Raw genomic sequence first — 18,138 nt, forward strand, 5'->3', positions numbered from 1 at the left:
AGTCCCCGCTCGGCTACCGGAGCCACCGCTGCAAGTATTCCCGATGGTGGGGCGAAAGGCGCACCAGCCGCTGCTCGTCGATGTGGAATGCGGCCAGTTGGGACTCGGCGATCACGGCGGGCTTCGACTCCGGGTCGGCGTTGACCGACCGCACTTCATAGCCGAGTGTGAAATCGACCGCCCGCAAACGTTTCACCCACACGGTGACCTGCAGCGGCGAATCGGCCAGGCGCAGCTGCCCTTTGTATGTGACGCGCACATCGGCGATCAGCAGACCGATGCTGGTGATGTCCGCACCGAACGCATGCGAAAGGAATGGGACGCGGGCCTCTTCGAGAATCGTGACCATGGTCGCGTGGTTGACGTGCTGGTACATATCGATGTCCGACCACCGGACCGGGACAGGCGCGACGAAACCCGTGCTCACCCTGAGGATCCCCGCCCGCTGGTACTCGTCATGCGGCGAATCTGCCGTGCCGCCACCGACAGGGTGGCCAGATCCGTCTGGCCACTCTCGTAGATCTCGGTCAGCGTCCGCCGCGCGCGCTCCACCCGCGAAGCGCTGGTGTGTTCCCATTCGGCGATCTTCTCTTCACCGCTTTCGTCCGGTTCACCGACAGCGAGCACGTCAAAACACAACGACCGCAATGAGGCGTAAACATCGTCGCGAATCGCCAAGCGCGCCAACGAATGCCAGCGATCGCTGCGTGGCAACGCGGAGACCGCGGTCAGCAGACCGTCAGTGCCCAGGCGGTCCATCAGCGCGAAATACGTGTCAGCGACCTCGGCGGGGTCGTGGTCCTCGATGTCGGCGATGTCGATGATGTCAAGCAAGCTGTACCGGTACAAACCGCCGGCGACCATGTAGGCCAGTTCTCCGGATGCGCCCTGCGAGACGAAGTCCGCGGCTTCCTTTCCCACAATCGCCTTGTCGTCACCCCGCAGCCACTCCGACATGCGCGGGGTCAGCGTCTCCACCTTCTTGGCGAATCGGTTGATTTCGGCACCGACCGCCAACGGTTGCGGACGGTAGTTGAGCAACCAGCGTCCGGCTCGGTCGATCAGCCGACGGGTATCCAATGTCATCCGATCAGATACCGCGATCGACACGTCCGCCGCGCGGATATTGTGCCACAGTTGGTCCACCCCGAAGATGGCATCGGTCGCCGCATAGGTGCGCACCGCGTCCACCGGACTGACGCCGACGTCCTGGGCGATCCGGTAGTCATAGCTGATGCCGGCGGTATCGACCAGATCGTTAACCAGCATCGTGGTCACGATCTCCCGCCTCAGCTGGTGGGAGCGGATCGCCGGACCGAAACGGTCGCGCAGCACCGACGGGAAGTATCGCGGCAATCTGCTGGCGAATACTTCTTGATCCGGCAGATCGGTGTTCAACAGTTCGTCTTTGAGCGTCAGCTTGACGTGCGCCATCAACGTCGCGAGTTCCGGTGATGTAAGCCCGAGGCCGGCCTCGAGTCGTCGTGCTATCTCCTTATCCGAGGGCAGCGCCTCGAGTTCGCGGTTCAGCCCCCGCTCGGTCACCAGGTATCTGATTTGGTCGGCATGCACGGGCAGCAGGATGGGCGCATTGGCGCGGCTGGTGCCCATCAGGTCGCTCTGGTCGGCGTTGTCAGCGAGCACCAATTCGGCGACCTCGTCGGTCATCGACTCTAGCAGCTGGGTACGTTCACCCGGCTCGACCTTGCCCGCGGTGATCAGGGCGTCGATCAGGATCTTGATGTTGACCTCGTGGTCGGAACAGTCCACGCCGGCCGAATTGTCCATCGCGTCGGTGTTGATCCGGCCGCCACAGAGATCGAACTCGACCCGGCCCCGCGCCGTCACGCCGAGATTGCCGCCCTCGCCAACGACCTTGGCGCGCAACTGGTTCGCGTTGACCCGCACCGGGTCGTTGGCACGGTCGCCCACGTCGGCGTCGGATTCCGCCTCGGCCTTGACATAGGTGCCGATGCCGCCGTTGAACAGCAGATCCACCGGCGCCTGCAGGATCGCGCGCATCAGATTGGGTGGTGCCATCTCGGTGACGTCGTCCTGGATTCCCAGGGCTGCGCGAACCTGGTCGCTGATCGGAATCGTTTTGTGTTCACGGCTGTACACCCCGCCGCCCTCGCTGATCAGTGACTTGTCGTAGTCGTCCCAGCTGGAGCGGGGCAGATCGAACATCCGCCGTCGTTCCTCCCAGGAGGCGGCCGGATCGGGATCGGGGTCGAGGAAGATGTGGCGGTGGTCGAACGCGGCCAGCAATCGAATGTGCTTGGACAGCAACATGCCGTTGCCGAACACGTCGCCGCTCATGTCGCCGACGCCCATCACGGTGAAGTCCTCGGTCTGGGTGTCGACCCCCATCTCCCGGAAGTGCCGTTTGACCGCTTCCCAGGTGCCCTTGGCGGTGATGCCCATCGCTTTGTGGTCATAGCCGACCGACCCGCCGGACGCGAAGGCGTCGCCCAGCCAGAACCCGTAGGACTTTGCAACATCGTTGGCGATGTCGGAAAACGTCGCGGTGCCTTTGTCCGCAGCCACCACCAGGTAGGCGTCATCGTCGTCGCGCCGGACCACTTCTGCGGGCGTGCTGACCTTGCCGGTGGTGTGGTCGACGTTGTCGGTGACGTCGAGCAATCCAGAGATGAACAGCTTGTAGCAGGCGATGCCTTCGTTTCGGGTGGCCTCGCGGTCGGCACCGGAGTCGCCGGTGGGCAGGGGCGGCCGTTTGACGACGAAGCCGCCCTTGGCGCCGACCGGCACGATGACGGCGTTCTTCACCGCCTGGGCCTTGACCAGACCGAGGATCTCGGTGCGGAAATCATCCCGACGGTCCGACCAACGCAGGCCGCCGCGCGCCACATAGCCAAATCGCAGGTGCACACCTTCGACGCGGGGCGAGTACACGAAGATCTCGAACTTGGGCCGCGGCAGCGGAAGCTCCTCGACCAGCTGCGCATCCAACTTCAGCGACAGCACATTTTGACTGCGGGCCGAGCCCTTGCGTGTCACAAAGTAATTGGTGCGTATGGTGGCCTGGATAAGCGAGGCGAATGCCCGCAGGACGCGGTCGGTGTCCAGGCTCACCAATGCGTCGATATCCGCGGCGACCGCCGCAGCGGCAGCTTGAGCATCTCGGCTCTTCGCCGAACCGGAAGGCGCCGGATCGAACAACGCCTCGAACAGCCTGACCAACGACTTTGCGGTATTTGGGTTTTCGTTCACCACTGATTCGATGTGGGACTGACTGTACGGAAAACCGACTTGTCGCAGATATTTCGCGTAGCTGCGCAGCAGCACGACCTGCTGCCAGGTCAGATCGGCGCGCATCACCAGCTCGTTGAACCGGTCGGTCTCGACGCGGCCTTCCCAGATCGCGGTGACCGCATCGGCGAAGCGCTTCGCGGTCGCCGCGCGCTCAGGACCGGTCGGCGCCAGCGGGATGGTCGGTTGCGGCGTGATTTTGAACTGGTAGATCCACACCGGCAGTCCGTCGGGCCGGGTGACGGTGAACGGTCGCTCCTCGAGCACCACCACACCCATGGATTGGAGCATCGGGAGCAACTGACTCAGTGAGGCCGTTCGCCCGCCCAAATACCAAGTCAGCCGGGCGGTGTCGTCATAGTTGTGGTCGGAGAGCACGAGTTTGACCGAATCGTCAGTGAGCTCTTCGACGATGGCGATGTCGTTGATCGCCTCGGTCGGGGTGACGGCCTGTTTGTACGCCTCGGAGAACGCCGCCGCGTAATGCTCAGCCTCGACGGGTCCGACGGCGGCGCCCGCCGCCTCGCTGATCAGCCGGTCGGACCAGGTGCGCGCGGCTTCGGTCAGCATCGCCTGAATGCGGACTCGGTTGGTTTCGGAGGTGTCGATCTGCGAGGCGCCGTCGGGGCGCAGCCGGACCATGAAATGCAGAAGCGCCCAGGGCGATTCGGTAACGCGAGCGGTGAATTCGAGGCTGGAGCCACCGAACTCGCGGACCAGGATGTCCTCGATCTGCAAGCGCACGGCCGTGGTGTAGCGGTCGCGGGGCAGATAGACCAGACACGAGACGAAGTACTCGAGTCGGTCAGCGCGCAAGAACAGCAGTGCTCGGCGCCCGGATCCCAGATCCACCACGGACTTGGCCATCGCCAACAGCTGCTCGGCGCTGAGCGCGAAAAGCTCCGAGCGCGGCACGGTCTGGATGACGTCGAGCAGCAGCTGCCCCGGATGGCCAGAATCGAGGTCGGCTAATCCGAGCGCCTCGCGGACCCTGCCCGAAATGATCGGGATCTCCAGCACATCGGCGTTCATGGCAGCGACTGTGAAGAGCCCGATCAGGCGGTGCTCGAAGACACTGCCGTCGGCGTTTTCGCGGACGGCGACGACATACGGGTAAGCGCCGAAGCGCAGATAGCTGGCAACGTTTGTCTGCGCCAACGCCAGCAGTTCGGTGTCGTCGGTCAGACGAGGACGGGAGCCCTTGCGCCGGCGCAGCACACCGAGGCTGGTGGTCGCGTCATCGCCCGACACGCGTCCGTCGCGCACTGGACAGCGTTGATAGCCCAGCAGCGTGAAATGCCCGTCGGCCAGCCAGCGCAACAGCGCCGCCACATCGCCGCTATCCGGCCCCGGGTAACGACCGTTCGCGTTGGTCTCCACGTCGTTGGCCAGGTCGCTGAGTATGGCGATCATCGCGGCCGAGTCCGCTGCGACCCGACGCACATCGGCGAGCACACCCGGCAACAGTCTTTCGGCTTCCTGCAGCGACTCGCGCTCAACCGAGGGCGAAAGCTGTACGTGGACCCAGGTCTCTTCGACACCGCCGCTCGCTGAGCTCTCTGCGGTCTTCGGCTCGACGCTCAGCAGATCTCCGTCTGGGCTGCGGCGGACCTGGAACACCGGGTTCATGATCGCCGCGTACGCCACACCAAGCCGGTGCAGCAGCACCGTCACCGAATCCATCAGCATCGCGCCGTTGTCGGTGACCAACTGCAGCGCGGGGCCGAACCCGCCCGGATCGTCGGGCGGATAGATGGCGACTCGGCTTTCTCCAGTCGACCGGTGCAGACCAAGCCGGTAGTGCGCGGCAAGCAGTGCTGGCGTCACCGCCGCGGCAGCAGTGGAGCCGTCGGCCGACCCTCGGTCGGCTGCGGCATCGTCGTCGTGCGGGCCCTGGTAGGTGTCTGTGTACGCCTTCGAGATCCACTCGGGAATGTCCTCAGGCTTAGCGAACTTCGTCCAGTCCGCAGCACCCTGAAGGCTGCGGCCGGGCGACGATGCCGCCCGCGCAGCGGGCGGAGGAGAAGCCAGCCACTCTGACCTGGATCCGCGGTGACCCGTCATGCCGACTGCTCCTGCCTCAGCACGCACACCAGCGCTGGTAGGCCTGACACTAGTCCCGGGTCAGCCTTCGGTGAGTCACCCTGTGCGGACGCGCCGCTTCGGCTCCGAGCCGTTCGACTTTGTTCTCCTCGTAGGCTCCGAAGTTGCCCTCGAACCAGAACCACTTGGCCTCGTTGTCCTCGTCGCCCTCCCACGCCAGGATGTGGGTGCACGTCCGGTCGAGGAACCAGCGGTCGTGGGAAATCACCACCGCGCAGCCGGGAAACTTCTCCAACGCGTTCTCCAACGAGCCCAGCGTCTCGACGTCGAGGTCGTTGGTCGGCTCGTCCAGCAGGATCAAGTTCCCGCCTTCTTTGAGCGTGAGCGCCAGATTGAGCCTGTTGCGTTCACCACCGGACAGCACCCCGGCCGGCTTCTGCTGATCGGGTCCCTTAAACCCGAACGCCGAGACATAGGCCCGCGACGGAATCTCGTTCTGCCCGACCTGGATGTAGTCCAGCCCGTCGGAGACGACTTGCCACACCGTCTTCTTCGGGTCGATGCCGCCCCGCGACTGGTCGACGTAGCTCACCTTGACCGTCTCGCCCACCTTGACGGTGCCGCTGTCGGGCTGCTCAAGCCCGACGATGGTCTTGAACAGCGTGGTCTTGCCGACGCCGTTGGGACCGATGACGCCGACGATGCCGTTGCGCGGCAGCGTGAACGACAGGTCCTTGATCAGCGTGCGGCCCTCGAACCCCTTGTCGAGGTGCTCGACCTCGACCACCAGGTTGCCCAGCCGCGGGCCGGTGGGGATCTGGATCTCCTCGAAGTCGAGCTTGCGCGTCTTCTCCGCCTCGGCGGCCATCTCCTCATAGCGCTGCAGGCGGGCTTTGCCCTTGGCCTGGCGGGCTTTGGCGCCGGAACGCACCCACGCCAGCTCATCCTGCAACCGCTTCTGCAGCTTGGCGTCTTTGCGGCCCTGCACCGCCAGCCGGTCGGCCTTCTTCTCCAGATAGGTCGAGTAGTTGCCCTCGTAGGGGTAGGCGCGGCCGCGGTCGAGCTCCAAGATCCATTGCGCGACGTTGTCCAGGAAATATCGGTCGTGGGTTACCGCCAGGACCGCCCCTGAGTAAGCGGCCAGGTGCTGCTCGAGCCACTGCACGCTCTCGGCGTCCAGGTGGTTGGTCGGCTCGTCGAGAAGCAACAGGTCCGGTTTGGACAGCAGTAGCTTGCACAGCGCCACCCGACGGCGCTCGCCGCCGGACAGGTTCGTGACCGGCTCGTCAGGCGGCGGGCAGCGCAGTGCGTCCATCGCCTGCTCGAGCTGCGAGTCGAGATCCCACGCGTCGGCGTGGTCGAGCTCCTCCTGCAACCGGCCCATCTCTTCCATCAACTCGTCGGAATAGTCGGTGGCCATCAGTTCGGCGACTTCGTTGAACCGGTCGAGCTTGACTTTGATGTCGCCGAGCCCTTCTTCGACATTGCCGCGAACGGTCTTCTCCTCGTTCAGCGGCGGCTCCTGTAGCAGGATGCCGACGGTGGCACCGGTGGCCAGGAAGGCTTCACCGTTGTTCGGCTTGTCCAGCCCGGCCATGATCCGCAAGACGCTCGACTTACCTGCCCCGTTGGGGCCGACGACGCCGATCTTGGCGCCCGGATAGAAGCTCAACGTGACGTCGTCAAGGATCACCTTGTCGCCGTGCGCCTTGCGGACCTTCTTCATCGTGTAGATGAACTCAGCCATGCAGCGTTTTTGCCTTTCTGAATGTCGCGAGGTTGCCCGCGACCCATCCTAGGCAGATGGTCCGGCTCCTTCTCGCGCCGCTACACGGCGCGCATCGTCACCGGACGGGCAGATGGTCCGGCTCCCTCTCACGCCGACAGCGGCAACCCCGTCTCGGTCACCGGCGCGGCGTCATCTCCGGCTTCGGTGTCGGCCGCGGCACCCTCGACCGCTGGTGTGCTCGCGGCATTCGTCCCCACAGAGACCGTCTTCTCGATTCGGGCGTGGCAACGGGACAGGTCGGGTCCGACAGAGGTGGCGCGCATCTCTAACGTCGATCGACGAATGCCTTCGCGATCCTCGTATTCGCTGGTGTAGATGTGGCCCACGACGATCACCGGCGAGCCCTTGCCCAGCGATGCGCCCACACCGGAGACCAGCCGGCCCCAGCAGTTGACCGTGACGAATAGCGAATTGCCGGCCTCCCAATTGCCGTCGGCGCCGCGGCGGCGTGAATTGCTGGCCACCCGGAACTTCATTACTTCCTGTGCACCCGCCTGTCGGCGTTTGGGGTCAGTCACTACGTTTCCGACCACGGTTACCGGCGTTTCGAACATTGCTTTTCCTTTCTGAAAATGGCGGTGCCCTGCCGAACGACCCGGGCAATCCCGGTGACGCCACACCGCCGGTGCTGGCTCCAGTCAGCGCGGCCAGACCGACAACCTCGGACGTGCCGACCCGACGAGGAACGGACCCGGTGGATAGAGACGCGACTGTGGATAGACAAAGAACGCGTAAGCGACCTCACCAGCCCGAGCAGTACCTTGAGTCGCCGGCTGAGGGCTTAGTGCCTTCTCCGCATTGATTGCGCATGCGGTATCAGGGCAAGTCGCCACCACTACCCCGTCACTTTTGGCTGGTGGTATCGCATGCGATATCGCTTTGCAGCAGCACGTCATGGTCTGACATTGGTGCTGGTGTGGCTCTTGCTAATCCAAGCAGCCTGCGAAGCGAGCCGCGCAGCTAATGCCGCGATGCGTCGCGACGGGCCAGCTCGGCCAGCATCGCGTTGTAAGCCGCCAGCTCGGCGTCGTCATCGCGTTCTGCCGCGCGATCCAGTCGCCTGGCGGTCCGCTGGTCGCTGCGCGACCATTGCACGAGCAACGCGATCATCACCACGACCAGCGGTATTTCCCCTGCCGCCCAAGCGATTCCACCGCCGAGCCGCTGATCGCCCAGCAGGTCGGTATGCCAGCTCAGGTGCAGCGACCGGTAGAAGCTCTCCCCGAGCACGTTCTGCGTGCCCATCAGCAATACCCCGAAGAATGCATGCAGGGGCAACGACGCGAAGACCACGCCCACCTTGGCCAGCGGCGGGATCGGCCGCGGCGTCGGGTCGACACCGATCACCACCCAGTAGAACAGGTAGCCGCTCAACAGAAAGTGCACATTCATCGCGACATGCCCGATGTGACTGCCGACCGCAGCGTCGAAAAGACCGCCCAGATACAGCCCGTAGAAACCGGCGACGAACAACGCCGTGGCGACTACCGGATTGGTGAGGAAACGCGAGAGCCTGCTGTGCAGGGCGGCCAGCAGCCACTCCCGCATGCCCGGGGGGTCGTCGCGCCCGGCTGTCGGCAGTGCCCGCAACGCCAGGCTGACCGGACCGCCCAACACCAGCAGGATGGGAACCAGCATCGACAGCATCATGTGATCGGCCATATGCATGCTGAACATCGCCGGCATGTATCGGCCCAAACCCGACGACGTGACGAACAGCAACGCCAGGCAGCCCAGCAGCCAAGCCACGGTCCGGCCCGCCGGCCAGCCATCACCCCGGCGCCGGAGCCGCCGCACGCCGGCCAAGTACAGCGCGGCCAACACGACGGCGGCGGTGCCGAAGATCAGGTCGAAACGCCAGTCGAACAGCACCCGCGCCGGGGTGGGCGGTCCGGCGAAGTCGTAGCCGATTTTCACGTCGGGAATCGAGGGGATGCCGATCGGCAGCGGCGGTGGCGGCGTGCGGCCCAGGCCGACGGCGATGCCGAACGTGACGCCAAAGATCAGCGCCTCGATCAGCGTCAGCCGGATCAGGGCGGTACGCGAACTCGGATTCGCTTGCAGCGCAGCGACTCCGCTCCGGCGTTGACGCCAGCCGGCGACACCGAGCAGGCACAGCGCGGCGAACTTGGCGAGCACCAGCCGCCCGTAGTTGGTGGTCAGCAGGTCCGACGGCAGAATTCGTACCAGGGCGTTGACGATTCCGCTGACCGCCATCGCGACGAAGCACCACAAAGCGATACTGGAGAATCGCCGTGCGGCCAGGTCGGCGTGCTGCCCGCCGCGGATGACGTGGGCCAGCAGCGCCAACAGGCCACCGGCCCACAGGCTCGCGGCCACCAGATGGATCAGCAGGCTGTTGGTGGCCAGGTCATGGGAACCGCCCGCCGACGAATGCCCGGTCAACCCGAGCGGTATCAGAGTCGCCAATGCGCCGACCAGCAGCAGCGGCGTCCATGACCAGCGCAGCACCGCCAGACTGGCCAACATCACGGCCGCAGCCAGCACCGCCGTCAACCGCCATGCCGTCGCGATGTTGATCAGGCTGGCCAGCGACCAGATCGTCGCGGGGTTGAGGTGGGCGGTAATCGGCTGACCGGAGACGTCGGAAATCGTCAGTGGGACCAGCAGCGCGGCGCATACCGCCCATGCCCCGGCCGCTACCGCGCCGATCCGGACCGCACGGTAGCCGTCGATATCGAGGACGCCGTTTTTCTGCGGCGGAACCAAGAAGGCGGCCAAAAGAAACGCTCCCACGGCCACCACAGCCGCGACCTCACCGGCGGCCCGGACGAACGGCAAACCCAGCGTGGTCACCGGACCCGGGTCGGGCAACCCGGTCGCGGTCAGCGCTGCAGCCACCGACAACGCCCCGATCCCGGCAGCGACGCAGCCAGCGAGCACCGCCACTCCGGCGAGCAGCGGCCACACCGCCGCGCCGCGCCTGTTAGCCGGGGCAACCGTCATGCATCAAGAGTATGGGCCCGTGCCCGCCGGCTACTAAGCCTGTCGCCGCGACTCCGCTTCGCGGGCGACGAACTGGCTGCGGGCGATCCGTGCGACGTGGTTGAAATCCTGCAGAATGGCCTGCAACTCGCGGCGAAACGCGATCCGGCGCTCCACCAGATCCGGTGCCGGCTTCAACAGGCCTTGGTCCGCGACGACCTGGCGTGCGGTCGCGAACAGGAGCGTGGATACCGGCTCGCTGCTGCTCACCCGACCCTGCGCGACGTACTGGCGGCCGACGCCGAGCGCCAACTTGGTGAGTTCCTTCTCACCGATATCGGTCGGCGCGTCGCGCAGCACATCAGCCACGATCTCGTAGGCCTCGAAGAACACCCGCAGCATCGCGTCCGACATCAACGGTCGCTTCGCATACAGCATTGCGTCGATCTCGGCGCCGCCCCCGGCGATGTGCGCTTCCCAATCCTCGTGCCATGCCATCTCGTCGGCGATGTTTTGCCGGAAAGCCGCCGAATCGGCAAAGTAGAAGTCAAATTTCAGTAGATCTCGCAGCCGCATGGCTTGATTCCAGAATGCTTCCAGCCGATTACCGTCGGCATGACCGGCATGGGCCAGCGCCAGCTCGACGATGGCGGTCTCCAGAAATGCGTGTATCACCGAATTGCGGTAGAACGCCGCGGTGTGCTCGTTCTCGCGGGCGATGCGCCACACGGGTTCTCGGCCGCTGTCGATGCGGGTGACCGGATGGCCGTTGGACAGCTCGTCCACGGCCGCGCGGACGCCTTCGGGCGTGCGCAGCCGCAGCGCGCTGGTGGACACCGGGGTGTGCTTGCGTTCGAGATAGTCCAGTGAGTCCTGCAGGGTGTGGTGCAGCTGCCCGAGCGTCAACGCCACCCCGTGGGTGGTCAGCAGCAGCGCCGAAACCAGACCGGTGGCATTCACCGGAGTCGCTTGCAGAATCCGCCATGCGACTTCGAACGACATTTTCTGCAGGGCAAGCCGTTTGGCGGCTTGGTCCTCAGCAATCGGGCCGTGCGCCGGGCCGAGATGCTCCCGCATCGAGACGGCTTCGGGGAAACGAACGTAGATCTTGCCGTAGTTGCGTTCGCCCTGAGCCTTGATGAAGCTGTACAGCCAGCTGAAACCCTCCGGGCGCTTTTCGCCGCCGCGAGCGTAAGCGGCATACTCGGCGGTCTCGTGCAACTGGTCGAAACTGATCGAAACTCCTTGCAGCAGAATGTCGTCGCTGCGGCCGTCGAGATATGCGTCAGCCACATAACTCATCAGTCCGAGCTTGGGCGGCAGCATCTTCCCGGTGCGCGAGCGGGTGCCCTCGATGGACCAGCTCAGATTGAAGCGCTTCCCCACCACGTAGCCCACGTACTCCTTGAGTACGTACTTATACAGCGGGTCGTCGCCGATATTGCGCCGGATGAAGATCACGCCGGCGCGGCGCATCACTGGGCCCATCACCCCGAATGCCAGGTTGATGCCGGCAAAGACGTGCACCGGCGGCAGTCGGTTCTCTTGCATCGCCACCGGCATGACCGCGCCGTCGATGTAGGACCGGTGGGAGAACAACAACACCGCCGGATGCGCCTCCAGCGCGGTGCGCATCGCCGCCACCTGATACTCGTCGTAGTCGATTTCCCGGTCGAATCCCCGGCTGAGCATCCTGCCTAAGACCGAGACGAGGTCGATGGAAACTCGGCTCCACCCGGTGGCGAGTTCGTCGAGCATCTTTCCGGCTTGCTCGACGGTGGCACCCGGAATCTTTTCCAAACCGGCGCGAAATCGCGCGGACGCCAAGATTTCCGGGCGCACCAGTCGCGGAGACTTGTACTGCGGTCCGAGGATTCGGTATTCGGCGCGTTCCATCGCCAGCAGCGCTCGGCGGGTGACGAAATGCGCGAAGTCACGCGGGTTGTCGCCAACCGTGATGTCTCGCCATTGCTGACGAAGTTCGGATATCTTGGCGGACTCGCCGGCCACCACCCGGGCGCGTGAGGGATCCGTGCGCAGGATGTGACGCTGCTGACGCTCACTGGGCTGGTACGGATTTCGTCCGGGAAGCAGCGCCGCCACCCGGCTCAACGCCGACGCGTCGGCGCGCGGCATCCAGAAGACCCGCACCGGAACGATCGACCGGTCTTCGTCCGACTCGAGCTGTTCGACCAGCTGCGCGAGCGCCGCGGGTGGCGCATTGCGTGCGGGCAACGGCAGCACCTCGAGCCTGGTCTCCGGGTGCTGGGCGCGTTGCTGGTCCAACCACGCCGCGAGCAGCTCCGATTCCACCGGCGAGGACGCCGACGCCAACACCAAGGTGTCGTCGGTCGTGGTGAAAGTGCCGGTGTCGGCGGCCGATCTGGTCACGATCGTCCTCTCGGCCGCGGTGCACGCGGTTGAGCCTTGGTGACCTTGCTCGCCGGGGTTTTAGGCTGGGCCTTTTTCACGGCTTTCACGGCTTTCGCCGGCGCGGCCTTGGCCGGCTTGCTTGCGGCCTTCCGCGGCGCCTTTTTCGGTGCCGCCTTTTTTTGTTGGCGGTACAGGCTGGCTTTGGGCAGCTCGTCGACCGGCCAGTCGGCCAAAGTGTCCACATACAGTTGGCGGACCTCTGCGATCCGATCCGGCAGCGTGTCAAGTGTCCAATCTTTGACCGAGATTGGCGGGAACACAGCGACATCCACCGTGCCCGGATTCATCGTCATCGAGTCGCGCGCGGCGACGGACTCCGCATTGCGGATGACAATCGGCACGATCGGGATGCCGACCGTCATCGCGATCCGGAAGGCCCCCTTCTTGAACGGCCCGACGCTGGTGGTGTCCAGCCGGGTGCCCTCGGGGGCCATCACGATGGACAGCCCCTTCTCGGCGCGCTCTTCGACCTGGTGCAGCGTCTCGACCGCGGCGGCCGCATCGTCGCGGTCGATGAATGCGGTGTCCAACAGCTTGCCGAGCGTGCCCATGACCGGGTCGCTGGCCAATTCCTTCTTGCCCACGCCAACCCAGTTGTCGCGGACCAGCGCGCCGCTGATCACCGGATCGGCCTGGTTGCGGTGGTTGAAGATGAACACAGCCGGGCGTTCGGCGGTCAGATTCTCGGCGCCGATGACATTGAGATGCACACCGCTGGCTGCCAGTAATAGCTGTGACCAGGTGGAGGTGAAGAAGTTCACGCCGCGGCGGCGGCTGCGGGTCAGCAGTCCGATACCTACTGCGCCGGCGGCCACCGGGACGACCGAGCCGAAGCCGGCCAAGGTCCGCAGCTGCGAGCCGATACCGCCGCCGCCGCGGCTGGTGAACTGCAGGATTGGCCAGCCGCGCCGGCGAGCAACGGCGGCCATCTTGCCTTCGGGGTTGGTCGGCCGCGGATTGCCGACCAGGTACATCAACGCGACATCTTCGTCACCGTCGGCGTAGAAGTAACTGTCCTTGAGGTCGATGTCGTTCTCGGCGGCGAACTTCTGTACTGCGGCGGCCTTGCCCGGTCCCCACAGGATCGGCTTGAGCACACCTCCGGTGAGAAGCCCGTCCGCGTTGGTCTCCAACTTATTGGTGAGCGTGTTGAGGATGCCAAGGAAGCGGGCCACGGGTCCGACCTGAATGGTCAGCGCCGACGAGCTCAGCACCACGGTGTGACCGCGAGCCAGGTGGGCGCGGACCAGCTCACGCATCTCCGGGTAGATCCGTGACTCGATTTTCTGGTTGAACAGCCGCTCGCCGATCTCTTCCAGGTCGCTCAACGCGCGCCCGGCCAATGCCGCGGAGGCCTTGCCGATCAGTTCTTCGAACTCGATGCGCCCGAGCTGGTGGTTGAGGCCCGCGGTAACCATGCTGAACAGCTCGCCGACACCCATATCGCGTCGGCGCAGCCGCTCCTGGGTGAGGATGACCGCGGTGAAGCCGGCAACCAGGGTGCCGTCCAGGTCGAAGAACGCGCCGATCTTGGGTCCGGGCGGGCTGGCCACGATTTCTGCGACCGACCCGGGCAACCGAATATCACGCGTCGGCCTCCGCGACTGGCGCTCCCCGGCGGGGCGAGTCATGAGCCCGACACCGATCGGTTCTGCGAACCCGACGGCTCGGCGGCGAACGACGCGGGCACCGCATGGATGGCGGGATCACCGGCCAGCGCGAGGATCTCGTCGAAACCCTCGAGCAGGCAACGGGCCCAAAGCGCCTCGTCGCGCACCGCGGCGCGGTCGTAGCGCGTGGTGATGGTGCAGTAGCCGCCCCTGGATATCAGCACGACCATCATCGCCACGCCGGGCAACGGGCCAATACCGTACTGCCGCAGAATCTTTGCGCCGACGAGGTAGGTGTCGCCCGGGTAGACCGGAACGTTGCTGGCCTGCACGTCCGAGCCGACCACCGAACCGGTCACCGACTCCAACAACGGCGTCGGCAAGACGCTCAACACCGGCGCGATGGAACCGATGATGTCCATAGCGGGCTCGTCGCGGCGCTGGGTCATCTGCGCGCGGATCTTCTGCATGCGGGCCATCGGATCGGCAGTACCTATCGGGGCCGCCAGATTGATGCCGGTGAACCGGTTGCCGCCGGCCGGATCGGATTCGGCGCGCAGGTTAACCGGCACCGCCATCGGCAAGGTGGCGATCGGCACGCCGAGTGCCTCGTGGTAGCGCCCCAGCGCGCCGCATAAACCGGCCAGGTACGCGTCGTTGATTGAGCCTCCACCCGCTTTTGCCGCCTTATACAAGTCAGCCAGCGGGACGTCGAGTGCTTCGCTGCGGGTGGCCAGGCTGCGGCGACGAAGCAGCGGCGACGGTTCGGCGGCCCGGCTCACTACCCGCACCCCCGAGCGCGCGTAGTCGACCGCACCCGCCACCGCGGCTCCGGGGTTGAGCGCCGCCCGCCCGACCATCGATACGACCCCCGATAGCGCGCCCAAGACCCCACCGACGACATTGGCGGGCAGGTGGTTGAACCCTTCGCGCATCAAGTCATTGGCCGAGAGATCTTGCGGAATGGGTTGCGCGGGCGTCGGCTGGGGCGGTGTCTCCCGCTCGAGGTCGTAGATCTCAGCGAACATCTCCACACTGCCGACACCGTCGGTGACGGCGTGGGACAGGTGCAGCAGCGTCGCCGCCTTCCCGTCGGCGAGGCCCTCGATCAGGGTGGCCGTCCACAACGGTCGGGCGATGTCCAACGGCGACTGCAGCATCACCTCGGCCAGATCGAACACCTGCCGCAGCGAGCCCGGTTCTGCGACGCGCATCCTTCGCACGTGGAAGTCCAGGTTGAAGTCGGGATCGACTACCCAGCGTGGCGCGGCCGTCGGCAAGGTCGGCACGACCACCTTCTGCCGCAGCCGCAACACTCGTCGGGACGCATTCTCAAACCTGGTCCGGAACCGATCCCAATCCGGCGTGGTGTCGAGGATCTCCAGAGCCATGATGCCCGAGCGGGTACGCGGGTTGGCCTCCCCGCGATGCAAGAGGTAATCGACCGCCCCCAGCGCCGCGGGCAATCCGGCCGCGTCGACCGTCTCAGCCACCGGTACTCCTCCGTCCTGTCAGCGCGCGCTGCTCGACGCGCCAATACGCTTTGCCAAGGCCCAGCGTTGCGCCGCGGGCCACTCCAACGCTAGCCCGGTTGGCGCGGTGGCGGTAGCCGATTGTGCGGATCAGGGCGAGAGTTTAAATGCGTTTCAGATAGCCTGCGAAATAGCCTGGCCGACTGTCAAATTGAGAAATACGTATACGGTTGCCCGCCGAGCAATTCAACTGGCAGGCGTGGCGCGTCTGCGCGAAACCGTCGACCGCGACCGCAGATATCGTCCGTAAACGACACCGAGAAAGTCGGCGACGGCGTCCGCGGCCAGTTGGGACCGAACCGTGGCGAATATGTCAAACGCGTGGTGGGCGTTGGGAAGCTCGGCGTAGCACACGGTCGGGGCGCCGGCGTCGCGGAGTGCGGCGCAAAAGGCCTGCGCCTGCACACTGGGGATCACCGAATCGTTCTCGCCGTGCAGCACAAAGAACGGTGGCGCCGCGCGGTGCACGTGCGAAATCGGCGATGCCGATTCAAAAAGGTCAGGCTGGTCAGCGTGGCGCGCTTGCATAACGAAACGCTCCAGAAACGGCAGCATCATTTCGTGCATCTTTTTGACGTCAGTCAGGTCGTAGACGCCGTAATAGGGCGCCGCCGCTTGAACGGTTGTGTCAGCCTCCTCGAAACCGGGCTGCAGTCGCTCGTCGTTGGCGGTGAGCGCGGCCAGGGAGGCCAGGTGCCCGCCCGCCGAGCCACCCGTGACGGCGATGAAGTCGGGGTCACCGCCGTAGTCGGCGATGTTGTCGCGGACCCACGCCAGCGCGCGTTTGACGTCGATGATGTGCGCCGGCCACGCCTTGCCCGGGCTCTTGCTGTAATCGATGGACACGCAGATCCAGCCGTGTTCGACCAGCCGGCCCATCAGCGGATATGCCTGAGGCCGTTTACCGTTGACGACCCACGCGCCGCCCGGTATCTGCACCACCACCGGCGCCCGGTCCCCCGCTTTGCTGGCGGGATGGCGCCAGATGTCCAGCAGGTTGTCGCGACTGTCTGACCCATAGGCGATATCCGACGTCTGCGCCGCGTACCGACGGCGGTGGCCGGCTGCTTGCAACAATCCCCCGCGGGGGGTGCACACGGGCAAATCGCTGATCGGATGACGGGCGTTTTCCCGGTATTCGGGCCCCAACGACTCCTGCAGCGCGGCGGTGAGGATGTGGTCTGCCCGCTGTGCTGCCCAGCTCGTCGCAATACGGCCGACCGACAGCGGCGTCACCCCGGACAGGGCATGCCCGGTGACCACCTGCGGGGGAAATTCAGCCGATAGCCACTCCGCCACAAAGCGCACTACCCACGGCGAGCCGCGGAGAAGCAGCGCACCAGTGCGGTATGCATCGATCGGCCCGCCCGCCAGCTGCAGTCCGTGTCGCAGCATCTCGGCGCTGGCCCGCGAGTATCGGCCCCCTATGGCTACCGTCATGCCCTGCCACTCCTCGTCGTTGAGCACACGCCGCCGGCCTGCACGCGGACCAGCCGTCGGTAGCGTACGTGTGTGGCGGGCCTCACACTAGCGAATCACTGTTCCTGCCAACGACATTTCTGTCGGCGTTGCGCACCTCGAGTCCACCTGCGGCACCGTTGGATACACTGACCTGGGCTTAGTAGTCTTCGGCCCCCGTAGCTCAGCTGGACAGAGCACATGACTTCTAATCTTGTGGTCGCAGGTTCGAGTCCTGCCGGGGGCACAGTCTGACCAGCGCAAATAACTCACTGCGCAAGATGCGTGCAACTAGGTGGCGTGACCTAACCAAAGAAGGCGCCGACTCCGCCCAAGGCGGTGGCCCGGTGCCTTTGCGGCCTGACCACAGTCTTGGCCAATCAGCGAGTGATCTAGTCGCCAAGGGCATACGCTGCCATCCCATCGGACAACGTTGTCCGACGAGGAGGTTGGGGCTCATGCTCTTTCGTGCAATTCTCGTCGCGGCAGCTATCGCGACGGCGACGATTGGTGTGGCGTCACCAGCGAGGGCGGCGCCGGAGTGTATGGGTCCGGACTATATAAATTCCGATGGCGTCTGCGTTCATGACCCGGAGCAGGTGCCGAAGGGGTCCCCACCACCACCGGGCGCGGCCGCGATCTCTGCAGATGGCGACTACTCGTTTAGCAAACACCCCCATTCCGGTGGTACATGTCACGGCCATGGAGGCGTTGCACAGTACCTGTAATCGACGTCTGAAAAGCTTTTTCATCGGCGCTGGCTACTGCGGCCGAGAATTTATTTCATTCGCCACCTTCTGCAAATCGGTCACCACCTGGTCGAACTCGGCCTCGGTGCTACCCGGCCACAGCGGCAAACAATCCCGCTCGGCTTGCTGCAATGCCTAGCACTCCTTGCGCCGTCACGTCATCGCTGGCTCTGCCAGAGAAGTACCAACTGCGCGAAGTAGTTAAAGTCCTCCACGCCTCGATGCTCACGCTAGCCAACGCTGCGATTTTGACCGGCGTGACAACGTGCCTAGGCAACCATTAAATGGAAACACCGAGGGATACGCGA

10 protein-coding genes and 1 tRNA gene are annotated in these 18,138 nt (G+C 65.1%); 2 read left to right on the top strand and 9 right to left on the bottom strand.

Features of this window, described 5'->3' with window-relative positions; translation table 11 throughout:
- Positions 1-13 precede the first annotated feature (13 nt).
- From ACLQI9_RS13185 to ACLQI9_RS13225, 9 genes are all read right to left on the bottom strand, one after another.
- Positions 14-427, bottom strand: coding sequence for an acyl-CoA thioesterase (locus ACLQI9_RS13185; protein ID WP_442380526.1), 414 nt, complete (start codon positions 425-427; stop codon positions 14-16).
- Positions 424-5,334: an NAD-glutamate dehydrogenase gene (locus ACLQI9_RS13190; protein WP_442380528.1), complete on the bottom strand. Its 4,911-nt coding sequence runs from the start codon at positions 5,332-5,334 to the stop codon at positions 424-426. The genes ACLQI9_RS13185 and ACLQI9_RS13190 overlap by 4 nt, the downstream gene beginning before the upstream one ends.
- Positions 5,335-5,383: 49 nt before the next feature.
- Positions 5,384-7,060 (bottom strand): energy-dependent translational throttle protein EttA, encoded by a 1,677-nt coding sequence (gene ettA, locus ACLQI9_RS13195; RefSeq protein WP_442380530.1) that lies wholly within the window; start codon positions 7,058-7,060, stop codon positions 5,384-5,386.
- A 128-nt stretch (positions 7,061-7,188) separates the two neighbouring features.
- Entirely contained in the window at positions 7,189-7,656 is a 468-nt protein-coding gene (gene ssb / locus ACLQI9_RS13200) for a single-stranded DNA-binding protein (RefSeq protein WP_442391752.1), read from the bottom strand.
- A 406-nt stretch (positions 7,657-8,062) separates the two neighbouring features.
- Positions 8,063-10,069: a cytochrome c oxidase assembly protein gene (locus ACLQI9_RS13205; RefSeq protein WP_442380534.1), complete on the bottom strand. Its 2,007-nt coding sequence runs from the start codon at positions 10,067-10,069 to the stop codon at positions 8,063-8,065.
- Between the two features lie 33 nt (positions 10,070-10,102).
- Positions 10,103-12,439 (bottom strand): glycerol-3-phosphate 1-O-acyltransferase, encoded by a 2,337-nt coding sequence (locus ACLQI9_RS13210; RefSeq protein ID WP_442380536.1) that lies wholly within the window; start codon positions 12,437-12,439, stop codon positions 10,103-10,105.
- Positions 12,436-14,112: an HAD-IB family hydrolase gene (locus ACLQI9_RS13215; protein ID WP_442380538.1), complete on the bottom strand. Its 1,677-nt coding sequence runs from the start codon at positions 14,110-14,112 to the stop codon at positions 12,436-12,438. The genes ACLQI9_RS13210 and ACLQI9_RS13215 overlap by 4 nt, the downstream gene beginning before the upstream one ends.
- Positions 14,109-15,584, bottom strand: a complete 1,476-nt coding sequence (locus ACLQI9_RS13220; RefSeq protein ID WP_442380540.1) for a wax ester/triacylglycerol synthase family O-acyltransferase — start codon at positions 15,582-15,584, stop codon at positions 14,109-14,111. Before ACLQI9_RS13220 ends, ACLQI9_RS13215 begins: the two co-directional genes overlap by 4 nt.
- A 225-nt stretch (positions 15,585-15,809) precedes the next feature.
- Positions 15,810-17,063, bottom strand: a complete 1,254-nt coding sequence (locus ACLQI9_RS13225) for an alpha/beta hydrolase fold domain-containing protein (RefSeq protein WP_442380542.1) — start codon at positions 17,061-17,063, stop codon at positions 15,810-15,812.
- Positions 17,064-17,254: 191 nt separating this feature from the next.
- Here ACLQI9_RS13225 and ACLQI9_RS13230 point away from each other — a divergent pair.
- Positions 17,255-17,328, top strand: a tRNA-Arg gene (locus ACLQI9_RS13230).
- A 211-nt stretch (positions 17,329-17,539) separates the two neighbouring features.
- A complete protein-coding gene (locus tag ACLQI9_RS13235) occupies positions 17,540-17,809 on the top strand; it encodes a DUF3761 domain-containing protein (RefSeq protein ID WP_442380543.1) in 270 nt (89 codons plus the stop codon).
- Positions 17,810-18,138 lie beyond the last annotated feature (329 nt).

Origin of the sequence: Mycobacterium sp. (genome assembly GCF_052143115.1) — a bacterium.
Classification (GTDB): domain Bacteria; phylum Actinomycetota; class Actinomycetes; order Mycobacteriales; family Mycobacteriaceae; genus Mycobacterium.